General features: G+C 59.9%; 10 protein-coding genes and 1 pseudogene. 6 read left to right on the top strand and 5 right to left on the bottom strand.

Annotation, left to right across the window (positions count from 1 at the left end):
* From PG5_RS34650 to PG5_RS32305, 3 genes are all read right to left on the bottom strand, one after another.
* On the bottom strand, positions 1 to 186 hold a 186-nt coding region (locus PG5_RS34650; RefSeq protein ID WP_218187902.1), incomplete at its 3' end, for a hypothetical protein.
* A gap of 34 nt (positions 187 to 220) precedes the next feature.
* Positions 221 to 820 (bottom strand): FMN-dependent NADH-azoreductase, encoded by a 600-nt coding sequence (locus PG5_RS32310; protein ID WP_020801291.1) that lies wholly within the window; start codon positions 818 to 820, stop codon positions 221 to 223.
* A 150-nt stretch (positions 821 to 970) separates the two neighbouring features.
* On the bottom strand, positions 971 to 1,285 hold the full coding sequence (locus PG5_RS32305) for a hypothetical protein (protein WP_020801290.1): 315 nt from the start codon (positions 1,283 to 1,285) through the stop codon (positions 971 to 973).
* A 50-nt stretch (positions 1,286 to 1,335) separates the two neighbouring features.
* Here PG5_RS32305 and PG5_RS32300 point away from each other — a divergent pair, with 50 nt between their 5' ends.
* The 5 genes and pseudogenes from PG5_RS32300 (at position 1,336) to aqpZ (ending at position 6,458) form a co-directional block, all read left to right on the top strand.
* Positions 1,336 to 2,259: a LysR family transcriptional regulator gene (locus PG5_RS32300; RefSeq protein WP_020801289.1), complete on the top strand. Its 924-nt coding sequence runs from the start codon at positions 1,336 to 1,338 to the stop codon at positions 2,257 to 2,259.
* A gap of 14 nt (positions 2,260 to 2,273) precedes the next feature.
* A pseudogene (locus PG5_RS32295) lies at positions 2,274 to 3,079 on the top strand (alpha/beta fold hydrolase).
* Between the two features lie 3 nt (positions 3,080 to 3,082).
* Complete coding sequence (locus PG5_RS32290) at positions 3,083 to 3,640, top strand: peptidylprolyl isomerase A (protein ID WP_020801287.1); 558 nt, start codon at positions 3,083 to 3,085, stop codon at positions 3,638 to 3,640.
* A 92-nt stretch (positions 3,641 to 3,732) separates the two neighbouring features.
* Positions 3,733 to 5,565, top strand: a complete 1,833-nt coding sequence (locus tag PG5_RS32285; RefSeq protein WP_020801286.1) for an ABC transporter ATP-binding protein — start codon at positions 3,733 to 3,735, stop codon at positions 5,563 to 5,565.
* 194 nt (positions 5,566 to 5,759) lie between these two features.
* On the top strand, positions 5,760 to 6,458 hold the full coding sequence (gene aqpZ / locus PG5_RS32280) for an aquaporin Z (protein WP_020801285.1): 699 nt from the start codon (positions 5,760 to 5,762) through the stop codon (positions 6,456 to 6,458).
* Between the two features lie 18 nt (positions 6,459 to 6,476).
* Here aqpZ and PG5_RS32275 read toward each other — a convergent pair whose 3' ends face one another.
* On the bottom strand, positions 6,477 to 7,601 hold the full coding sequence (locus PG5_RS32275; protein ID WP_020801284.1) for a GNAT family N-acetyltransferase: 1,125 nt from the start codon (positions 7,599 to 7,601) through the stop codon (positions 6,477 to 6,479).
* Between the two features lie 282 nt (positions 7,602 to 7,883).
* Between PG5_RS32275 and PG5_RS32270 the strand changes: the two genes are divergently transcribed.
* Complete coding sequence (locus PG5_RS32270; protein WP_020801283.1) at positions 7,884 to 9,203, top strand: putative porin; 1,320 nt, start codon at positions 7,884 to 7,886, stop codon at positions 9,201 to 9,203.
* 235 nt (positions 9,204 to 9,438) lie between these two features.
* On the opposite strand, the gene PG5_RS32265 is transcribed toward PG5_RS32270, so the two are convergent.
* On the bottom strand, positions 9,439 to 10,560 hold the full coding sequence (locus tag PG5_RS32265) for a beta-ketoacyl-ACP synthase III (RefSeq protein ID WP_020801282.1): 1,122 nt from the start codon (positions 10,558 to 10,560) through the stop codon (positions 9,439 to 9,441).
* Positions 10,561 to 10,899: the final 339 nt, after the last annotated feature.

Raw genomic sequence — 10,899 nt, 5'->3', positions numbered from 1 at the left:
AGCGTGGGAACGATCAATGGCCAGCAGGCTCGCTCCCACAGTGGTTATGGGTCCGTTCACAAAACCCTGGGCAAAAAAAAGCCCGATCTCGCTAAAGCGTTCAATCGGGCTAGAGCACTCAGGAGCAACAAGTGCAAAGGGAGGTTCGATGCGCGTGCAGGCTTGAAGGGTTACGCGCCAGGTCACTAGACCATCCAGTGATTATCTGGCGATTAACGGCTCAGGCCACCTGGGAAAGCTTGGCGTTCGCCTGGTTCAGGCCTTTCTCCTGGAAGTCGCCGCCCAGGTTCATGCCTTCGGCGTGGATGAACGTCACGTCGTGGATGCCGATGAAGCCCATGACCTGGCGCAGGTAGGGTTCCTGGTGATCCGCGGTGCTGCCGGCGTAGATCCCGCCACGCGCCGTCAGTACATAAGCGCGCTTGCCACTGAGCAAACCCTGCGGTCCGGTTTCGGTGTACTTGAAGGTGACGCCGGCACGCAGCACATGGTCAAGCCAGGCCTTGAGGGTGCTCGGGATGGCGAAGTTGTACATCGGCGCGGCCATTACCAGCACGTCGGCGGCGAGCAACTCGTCAGTCAGCTGGTTGGAGCGCTCCAGGGAAAGTTGTTCGATGTCGCTGCGTTGCTCGGCGGGCTTCATCCAGCCGCCCAACAAGTTGATGTCCAGATGCGGCACCGGATTGACAGCCAGGTCGCGAACGGTGATCTGGTCGCCGGGGTGCGCGGCTTGCCACTGGCTGATGAAGGTCTGGGTCAGTTGACGGGAAACCGAGTGTTGCTGACGGGCACTGCTTTCGATGATCAGAACGCGGGACATGGTTTGTAGGCTCCATCTGAGAATGCTGTAAGTCGATGGAGTGAAGGTTAAACAGAGTCATATCGATGAAAAAGCGCAAATAACTGCTATAACCAATCGATAATTTCGTTTATAAGCGGAGCATCGGCAATTCGCGTGCTCCGCTGGAGGTCATTTCGGCTTGCAGGTCATGGTGATGTACAGCTTGATGATCTTGCGGTTGAACTTGGCTGAAAGATCCGCGCTCTTACCCGCGTCCAGGTTGACCCTGCGAGTCTTTGGCGATTCAGGACCGTTGCGAAACACCACCGAGCATTCGGCAGCGGTGTCGCCGTAGTTGTTCACGGTGATCGAGCCCATGTCGTAGTCGGAGGCATAGGTGGTGTAGTCGATCTTCAGTCCATTGAGCTCTTTTTGTACGTCGATCGGATAAGCAAACGCAGTCATTGGCAGCATCGCCAGCAACAAAGAACAGATTTTTTTCATTCAGCAGTCTCCAATAAGAACTGCGCAGCTTAGGACAACAGGAGCCCATCATGAAAGCGCCCCGCGTGACCCTTGATCAATGGCGAACGCTTCAAGCCGTGGTCGACCACGGCGGTTTCGCCCAGGCCGCCGAAGCGCTGCACCGCTCGCAATCGTCGGTCAGCTACACCGTGGCGCGCATGCAAGACCAGCTCGGCGTGCCGTTGTTGCGCATCGACGGGCGCAAGGCAGTACTCACCGAGGCTGGCGGGGTGTTGTTGCGCCGCTCCCGGCAACTGGTGAAACAGGCCAGTCAGCTCGAAGACCTGGCCCATCACATGGAGCAAGGCTGGGAAGCGGAAGTGCGCCTGGTGGTCGATGCCGCCTACCCGAGCGCCCGCCTGGTCCGCGCGCTGACCGCGTTCATGCCGCAAAGCCGCGGCTGTCGCGTGCGTCTGCGCGAAGAGGTGCTGTCGGGTGTGGAGGAGGTCCTGCTCGAAGGCGTGGCCGACCTGGCCATCAGCAGTTTCAGCATTCCCGGTTACCTGGGCGCGGAATTGAGCGATGTCGAGTTCGTCGCGGTCGCGCATCCGGAACATCCCCTGCACCGCCTCAACCGCGAACTGAATTTCCAGGACCTGGAAAGCCAGCTGCAAGTGGTCATCCGCGACTCCGGGCGCCAGCAACCACGGGACGTCGGCTGGCTCGGTGCCGAACAACGCTGGACCGTCGGCAGCCTGGCCACCGCCGCCACTTTTGTCGGCAGCGGCCTGGGGTTCGCCTGGTTGCCAAGGCACATGATCGAACGCGAACTCAAGGAAGGTACGCTCAAGGTGCTACCGTTGGACCAGGGCGGCAGCCGCAACCCGAGCTTTTACCTGTATTCGAACAAGGAAAAACCGCTCGGCCCGGCGACGCAGATTCTTGTCGAGCTGCTGCGCACATTCGACACTGCACCCCTGGACGCACCGTTCGCCGCCCCAGAACAAGCCTGACACGGAGGTAATGCATGGCCTATTTCGAACACGAAGGTTGCAACCTGCACTACGAGGAATATGGCCACGGCACGCCGTTGCTGCTGGTCCACGGCCTGGGTTCCAGTACCCTCGACTGGGAAGAACAGATCCCGGCGCTCGCCGCCCGCTACCGGGTGATCGTCCCGGATGTGCGCGGTCACGGGCGCTCCGACAAACCCCGCGAGCGCTACAGCATCGCCGGGTTCAGCGCCGACCTGGTGGCGCTGATCGAGCACCTGAACCTGGAGCCCGTTCATTACGTAGGATTGTCGATGGGGGGCATGATCGGCTTTCAGCTGGGCGTGGACCAGCCGCAATTGCTCAAGAGCCTGTGCATCGTCAATAGCGCACCCGAGGTCAAGTTGCGCACCCGCGACGATTATTGGCAGTGGTTCAAGCGCTGGAGCCTGATGCGCGTACTCAGCCTCCACAGCATCGGCAAAGCCCTGGGTGGCAAACTGTTCCCCAAGCCAGGACAGGCTGATTTGCGACAAAAGATGGCCGAGCGCTGGGCAAAAAACGACAAACATGCTTATCTCGCCAGCTTCGATGCCATTGTTGGCTGGGGGGTGCAGGAACGACTTTCGAGGATTTCCTGTCCAACCCTCATCGTCAGCGCCGACCGCGACTACACGCCGGTCGCGCTGAAGGAAAACTACGTCAGGCTGCTGCCGAATGCGCGGCTGGCCGTGATCGCCGATTCGCGTCACGCTACCCCGCTGGACCAGCCCGAACGCTTCAACCAGACGCTGCTCGAATTTCTCACCGCAGTCGACACTTCCACACTCAGGATCACTGACCCATGCTGAAAAAAATCGCCCTCGCCGCTGGCTCCGTACTGTTTGCCGCCAACCTGATGGCGGCAACGCCTGCCAAGGCGCCGCACGTTCTTCTGGAAACCACCAACGGCCAGATCGAAATCGAACTGGACCCGGTCAAGGCCCCGATCAGTACCAAGAACTTCCTTGAGTACGTGGACAGCGGCTTCTACAACAACACGATCTTCCACCGCGTGATCCCGGGTTTCATGGTCCAGGGCGGCGGCTTCACCCAGCAAATGCAGCAAAAGGAAACCAAGGCGCCGATCAAGAACGAGCACAAGAACGGCCTGGTCAACGTTCGTGGCACCTTGTCCATGGCACGTACTTCGGTCCCTGACTCGGCGACCAGCCAGTTCTTCATCAACGTCAAGGACAACGATTTCCTCGACCAGGGTGATGGCTACGCGGTGTTCGGCAAAGTGGTCAAAGGTATGGACGTGGTGGACATCATCGTCAATTCGCCCACTACCGTGCGCAATGGCATGAAGGATGTGCCCGCCGACCCGGTGTTCATCAAGTCGGCCAAGCGCATCGACTAAGACTAAGCTGGACAAGGATGTCCGGGGCGTTGCCGGTGTTGCCGGCAACGCTCAAACCGTTGAAGGAGAGCCCGTTCGCGGGTGAATAACCGATGCTTTATCGCCGTTTCGAAAAACTGATCGACGTCTTCCGCGATGCCCCGACAGCCGCACCGCCGGATCGGGTCCTGCCTTTCTATACTTACTACCTCAAGCAGGTCTGGCCCAGTTTTGCCGCCCTGCTTATCGTCGGCCTGATCGGTGCACTGATCGAAGTAGCGCTGTTCAGCTACCTGAGCCGCATCATCGACCTGGCCCAGGGCACGCCCAACGCGGATTTTTTCAAGCAACACAGCCTCGAACTGACCTGGATGGTGGTGGTAGCACTGGTTTTGCGCCCGGTATTCGTCGGCCTGCATGACCTGCTGGTGCACCAGACCCTCAGCCCCAGCATGACCAGCCTGATTCGCTGGCAGAACCACAGCTACGTGCTCAAGCAGAGCCTGAATTTTTTCCAGAACGACTTCGCCGGGCGCATCGCCCAGCGCATCATGCAAACTGGCAACTCCCTGCGCGATTCCGCGGTGCAGGCGGTGGATGCGCTGTGGCATGTGCTGATCTACGCCATCAGCTCGCTGGTGCTGTTCGCCGAAGCCGACTGGCGCCTGATGATCCCGCTGCTGACCTGGATCATCGCCTTCATCAGCGCGCTCTACTACTTCGTACCACGGGTCAAGGATCGCTCGGTGGTGGCCTCCGATGCGCGCTCCAAACTCATGGGGCGGATCGTCGACGGCTACACCAACATCACCACCCTGAAGCTGTTTGCCCACACCAACTTCGAGCAACAGTACGCCCGCGAAGCGATCAAGGAGCAAACCGAAAAAGCCCAACTGGCCGGCCGTGTCGTGACCAGCATGGACGTGGTCATCACCAGCATGAACGGCCTGTTGATCGTCAGCACCACCGGCCTGGCCCTGTGGCTGTGGACGCAGTCGCTGATCACCGTGGGCGCCATTGCACTCGCGACCGGGCTGGTGATCCGCATCGTCAACATGTCCGGCTGGATCATGTGGGTGGTTACCGGCATCTTCGAAAACATCGGCATGGTCCAGGATGGCTTGCAGAGCATTTCGCAGCCGGTCAGCGTGACTGACCGCGACCAGGCCAAACCCCTTGCGGTCGCCCGTGGCGAAGTACGTTTCGAAAATGTGGATTTCCACTACGGCAAGCAGAGCGGGATCATCGGCGGGCTCAACCTGACGATCAAACCCGGGGAGAAGATTGGCCTGATCGGTCCGTCCGGTGCGGGCAAGTCGACCCTGGTCAATCTGCTGCTGCGCCTGTATGACGTGGAAGGCGGGCGCATTCTCATCGACGGCCAGAACATCGCCGACGTCAGCCAGGAAAGCCTGCGCGAACGCATCGGCATGATTACCCAGGACACCTCCCTGCTGCATCGCTCGATCCGCGATAATTTGTTGTATGGCAAACCCGACGCCACCGATGCCGAACTCTGGGAAGCGGTGCACAAGGCCCGGGCCGACGGGTTCATCCCGCTGTTGTCCGACGCTGAAGGCCGCAGCGGTTTCGATGCCCATGTCGGGGAACGCGGGGTGAAGCTTTCCGGCGGCCAGCGCCAGCGCATCGCCATCGCCCGCGTGCTGCTCAAGGACGCGCCGATCCTGATCATGGACGAGGCCACGTCGGCATTGGATTCCGAGGTCGAGGCGGCCATCCAGGAAAGCCTGGAAACCCTGATGCAGGGCAAGACCGTGATCGCCATCGCCCACCGACTCTCGACCATCGCCCGGATGGACCGGCTGGTAGTGCTGGAGAATGGCCGGATTGCCGAAACCGGCACTCACGCTGAACTGCTGGCCCACGGCGGTTTGTATGCGCGGTTGTGGCAGCACCAGACCGGAGGGTTTGTGGGGATCGACTAGGTCTGCAGGAGCTAACTTGCGCCTACAAATGCAGCAAAAAAAGCCGCCACGCCCGTGCAACGGGCGTTGGCGTTTTTTTATGCCCACTGGAACTTTATAAAAACGGTGCTGTACTGATCCAAGGTTCTGGAGGTGGTTCTGCAGTCCATCTGCTGGATGCACAAAGCAGCAAACTCTCGAAAGGACACTCTCTCATGTCTCTGTTCAAACGTTCCGCTACAGAATTGGTAGGTACCTTCTGGCTGGTGTTGGGCGGGTGTGGCAGTGCGGTACTGGCCGCTGCGTTCCCGGATGTCGGGATCGGTTTGCTGGGGGTATCCCTGGCGTTTGGCCTGACGGTGCTAACCATGGCATTTGCCATTGGCCACATTTCCGGTTGTCATCTGAATCCGGCGGTGTCGCTGGGACTGGTGGTCGGCGGACGCTTCCCGGCCAAGGAGCTGCCAGCGTATATCATTGCCCAAGTGATTGGCGCGGTGATTGCGGCCGCCCTGTTGTACTTCATCGCCAGTGGCAAGCCCGGGTTCGAACTGGCGGGGGGCCTGGCGTCCAACGGCTTCGGCGAACATTCCCCTGGCGGCTACTCGATGGCGGCGGGGTTTGTGTGTGAGTTGGTGATGACCGCCATGTTCATCCTGATCATTCTCGGCGCCACCGACAATCGTGCGCCGGCGGGGCTTGCGCCGATTGCCATTGGCCTGGCGTTGACCCTGATCCACCTGATCTCGATCCCGGTCACCAACACTTCGGTCAACCCGGCACGCAGCACCGGCCCGGCACTCATCGTTGGCGGCTGGGCGATTCAGCAATTGTGGATGTTCTGGGTCGCGCCGCTGCTCGGCGCGGTCGTCGGCGGTGTGCTCTATCGCTGGTTGGGCAAGGAACAACTCTGAGCGGAGGCACTGCGAAGATCAGCCTTGCCGGTAAGGCAAGGCGGTCTTCGCCTCATCCGCGTATGCCAACACCCCGATCCGCTCTTGCTGCAAAAAATCCTTCACGGCCGCTTTCAGGCCGGGATGACGCAAGTAATGCCAGGAGTGCGTGATGACCGGTTCGAAACCGCGAATCAACTTGTGTTCGCCCTGGGCGCCGGCATCGAAACGCTGGTAGCCGTTGGCAATCGCGTAGTCCATGCCCTGGTAGAAACAGGTCTCGAAATGCAGGCGGTCGAACTCCGCCAGGCAGCCCCAGTAACGACCATAGAAACTGTCGCCACCGACCAGACTGAAGGCCATCGCCACCGGGCGTGAGCCTTGTTTGGCCAAAACGACTCGTATCGCCTGCGGCATGCGCTCGGCCAGCAGGCTGAAAAATTCCCGCGTCAGGTAAGGTCGTTGCCGGCGAACCGCGTAAGTGTTGGCGTAGCAGGCATAGACAAAATCCCACTGTGCCTCGGTCAGTTGCCGACCTTCGAGCCATTCGAAGTCAATCCCTTGCCCGGCGACTTGCTCGCGTTCCTTGCGCATCTGCTTGCGTTTGCGCGAACTCAGGGCGTCGAGAAAATCCTGAAAGTCCCGATAGCCGCGGTTCTGCCAGTGGTACTGACAGCCGATGCGTTGCAGCCAGCCAGGTTGTTCGGCCAGGGCGGCGTCGGTGAACGGGTCGGTGAAGTTGATATGGGCACTGGAGAGCTGTTCGATCTCCAGGTAGCCCGGCAGGCTCTTGAGCAATTCGAAACCATCTTCGCCCCTGGCCGCCAGCAAGCGTGGCCCGCTGACCGGGCTGAACGGCACGGCGGTCAAAAGCTTGGGGTAGTAATCGATGCCGGCGCGTTCGCAGGCATCGGCCCAGGCGTGGTCGAACACGTACTCGCCGTAGGAATGCCATTTGCGGTAGCTGGGCAACGCAGCGATCAGTCGTTCGCCTTCAACGTGCAGCAAATGTTCGGGTTGCCAGCCGGAATGGGGTCCCACACTACCACTGTCTTCCAACGCGCCGAGAAACCCGTGCCGCAGAAATGGCTGGTTCTCGGGTACCAGCGCATCCCAGGTTTTCGGGTCGATTTCCGACAGGTTTTGCAGGCGTTGCAACGGCATCACCGTCCTCACTCTTCATGGCGTGAAAGCTTGGCGAGTATCGCCTATCGCTGTGCATTGCACACGGGCAATTCGACGACAGCGCTCTGGATCAATCGTTTGCAACGACTGGGCACCGTCACAGACATGCCATCACTCTGCCACTGCACTGTCATAAACCATCGCGATACTGGCGCCTGTTTTTAGAGCGCCGGGTTATATACGGCCACTGTTTTCCGTCCACCCCATGGTCGGTTGTGCCCAGGATGGTCCAGCCATCCACTCTCATCTTCGGAGATTGATATGCGTCTTGCTTCCACGAAAACTGCGGCGGCCTTGTGTGGCGGCCTGTTGCTGGCCATGAGTGTTCCTGCCAGCGCTGCAGTCGACGCCAAACTGCTCGACATGCTCAAGGCTAACGGCTCGATTACCAACGCCCAGTACAGCGAACTGCAAGCCGAGCTGGCACGGGACCAGAAAGACCAGCAAATCGCTCGTCAGGCCCAGCAAGAGACCAACGAGCAGATCGCGGCAACCGCGAAGAAAACCAATGAGCTGAGCACCTTCGACCAGAAACTGGCGTGGGCGGCCAAGACCCAATTCAAGGGCGACGTGCGTTTCCGACAGGAAAACGTCCACAACGATGGCGTTTCCAACAACAAGGACCAGGATCGCCAGCGCATAAGGGCCCGCCTGGGCGCGTTCAGCGAAATCAACCCGCAAGTCGACACCGGCATCCGTATTGCCACCGGCAGCAGCGACGACGCTCGCTCCACCAACCAGGACCTGAACAACTACTTCGACAAGAAGCAGATCTGGCTGGACCTGGGTTATGTCGACTACCACCCCGACGCCATCAAGAACCTGCACGTGATCGGCGGCAAGATGCTGCAGCCGTGGGTCAGCATGGGCGACATCATCTGGGACAGCGACATCAACCCTGAAGGCCTGGCCCTGACCTACAAATACCCGCTGGGCAATACCGAACTGTTCGGCAGCGCCGGTCACTACACTCTCAAGGACAACGTCGACGGCGAAGGGGTGCAGTTCAAGCACGACCTGCGCCTGTACGCTGGTCAATTGGGTGCGCGTTTCGCCATCACCGACAACCTGAAAATGACCGTGGGCGGCAGCCTCTACAACTACGACAACGACGAAGACAGCGCCTGCACCGCCAGCACCTCGCCTTGCGCACTGGCCGTCAACGGTAACACCCCGGGCGAGCAGTTCCGCCTGTGGGAAGGGTTCAGCCAGATCGACATCGGCGGCCTGCCAATGCCTCTGTCGCTGTACGGCCAGTACGTGCACAACGCCGAAGCCAGCAACGACAAGGACACCGGTTGGCTGGCCGGCGTCAAGACCAAGGTCTACGGCTTCGGCCTGGACTACAACTACCGCGACGTGCAGCAAAACGCTGTGGTGGGTGCCTTCACCGACTCTGACTTTGCCAACGGCTTCACCGGTTCGCGCGGCAGCAAGCTGAAAGTCAGCTACGAGCTCGACAAGAACTTCACCCTCGGTGCGACGTATTTCATGGCGAACTCCGACTACACCAACGCCAGCGTCAACCTGAAAGACTCCGACATCAACACCCTGCAACTGGATGCCGAAGCGAAGTTCTGATTTCCCGCTACACGACTCCGGCACGGATGCCTGAGCCACTCTTGCAGCCTGGCGTTGATCTATCGGTCCCCATCATCCTCCGATAGGTCAACGCCGGGCTGTTTCTATTGGCGTAAAAAAAGATCGCAGCCTGCGGCAGCTCCTACGCGATCGGGTTCAACGCAATATCGCGATTGAACATCGATCCATGTAGGAGCTGCCGCAGGCTGCGATCTTTTCAGCTACGGCGAAAAACTCAGCGTTTGCGCAGCAACACGCTACCAATCGAGTAACCAGCGCCGAACGAGCTGAGCACTGCCAGCGAGCCCGCGGCCAGATCATCCTGGTGCTTGTGGAATGCAATCACCGAACCTGCCGAACTGGTATTGGCATAGGTATCGAGAATCACCGGCGCTTCCTGCTCGGTGGCTTCACGGCCCAGCAGCTTCCTGACGATCAGGTGATTCATGCTGAGGTTGGCCTGGTGCAGCCAGAAGCGCTTCACGTCATTGACGTTGAGCTGATTCTCTTCCAGGTGCGCAGCGATCAGCTCGGCGACCATCGGGCAGACTTCCTTGAACACCTTGCGGCCTTCCTGCACGAACAGTTTGTCCTTGGCACCGATGCCCTCTTCCGCGGCGCGGTTGAGGAAGCCGAAGTTGTTGCGGATGTTGTTGGAGAACTTGGTCAGCAGCTTGGTGCTGACAATGTCGAACTGATGACTGGAGGTGGCGAGGTCAGCGCGCTCGATGATCACCGCGGTAGCGGCATCACCGAAGATGAAGTGACTGTCGCGGTCACGGAAGTTCAGGTGGCCAGTGCAGACTTCCGGGTTGACCATCAGGATCGCCCGGGCCTGGCCCAGCTGGACGCTGTTGGCTGCGGCCTGGATGCCGAAGGTGGCCGAGGAGCACGCCACGTTCATGTCGAAACCAAAACCCTGGATGCCCAGCGCTTCCTGGACTTCGATGGCGATGGCCGGGTAGGCGCGTTGCAGGTTGGAGCAGGCGACGATCACGCCGTCGATATCCGCGGCGGTTTTGCCGGCACGTTGCAGGGCTTGTTCAGCTGCGCCGATGGCCATCTGGCAAAGCACCGACCATTCGTCGTTGGAACGCTCCGGCAGGCGTGGCGCCATGCGCTGGGGGTCGAGAATGCCTTCCTTGTCCATGACAAAACGGCTTTTGATGCCGGAGGCTTTCTCGATGAACGCTGCGCTGGATTCGGTCAACGCCTCGACTTCGCCGCGGGCGATGGCCTCGGCGTTGTCGGTGTTGAATTGAGCGACATAAGCATTGAAAGACTGCACCAGCTCTTCGTTGGAGATGCTGTTGGCCGGGGTGTACAGGCCGGTGCCGCTGATGACGACGTTATGCATGGTCGTGTCTCTAATCTGTTCAGGCAGAAAGTATTGGCACAGTCGTACCAATACGCAAAGGGTCTATTTCCGTCCCGGGGACGCAAACCTGGCATCGCTTGATCCGTCGCGCGAGCTGGCCGAAGGCTCTAGCCCGTGAAACTGGCGCTTATGGTCGCGAAGTTTGCCATAAACCTTGGATTTTCGCCCCTTTTGCAAATACGGCGGTACGACGCGATACCTGTAGGAGCGAGCATGCTCCGGGCGGCGTTCCGACGATGGACTTGAGGACGCCGCGGGGTATCAGGCACCCAGCGTCATCGTTGACGTCCATCGCGAAGGTGCGACGATTCGACATGC

Origin of the sequence: Pseudomonas sp. G5(2012), from assembly GCF_000408945.1 — a bacterium.
Lineage (GTDB): Bacteria > Pseudomonadota > Gammaproteobacteria > Pseudomonadales > Pseudomonadaceae > Aquipseudomonas > Aquipseudomonas umsongensis.
This window is presented reverse-complemented; position numbering and strand designations above follow the sequence as displayed.

Coding starts and splice junctions, on each gene's coding strand:
- PG5_RS32310 (WP_020801291.1), bottom strand. CDS start 820: ATGTCCCGCGTTCTGATCATCGAAAGCAGTGCCCGTCAGCAACACTCG.
- PG5_RS32305 (WP_020801290.1), bottom strand. CDS start 1,285: ATGAAAAAAATCTGTTCTTTGTTGCTGGCGATGCTGCCAATGACTGCG.
- PG5_RS32300 (WP_020801289.1), top strand. CDS start 1,336: ATGAAAGCGCCCCGCGTGACCCTTGATCAATGGCGAACGCTTCAAGCC.
- PG5_RS32290 (WP_020801287.1), top strand. CDS start 3,083: ATGCTGAAAAAAATCGCCCTCGCCGCTGGCTCCGTACTGTTTGCCGCC.
- PG5_RS32285 (WP_020801286.1), top strand. CDS start 3,733: ATGCTTTATCGCCGTTTCGAAAAACTGATCGACGTCTTCCGCGATGCC.
- aqpZ (WP_020801285.1), top strand. CDS start 5,760: ATGTCTCTGTTCAAACGTTCCGCTACAGAATTGGTAGGTACCTTCTGG.
- PG5_RS32275 (WP_020801284.1), bottom strand. CDS start 7,601: ATGCCGTTGCAACGCCTGCAAAACCTGTCGGAAATCGACCCGAAAACC.
- PG5_RS32270 (WP_020801283.1), top strand. CDS start 7,884: ATGCGTCTTGCTTCCACGAAAACTGCGGCGGCCTTGTGTGGCGGCCTG.
- PG5_RS32265 (WP_020801282.1), bottom strand. CDS start 10,560: ATGCATAACGTCGTCATCAGCGGCACCGGCCTGTACACCCCGGCCAAC.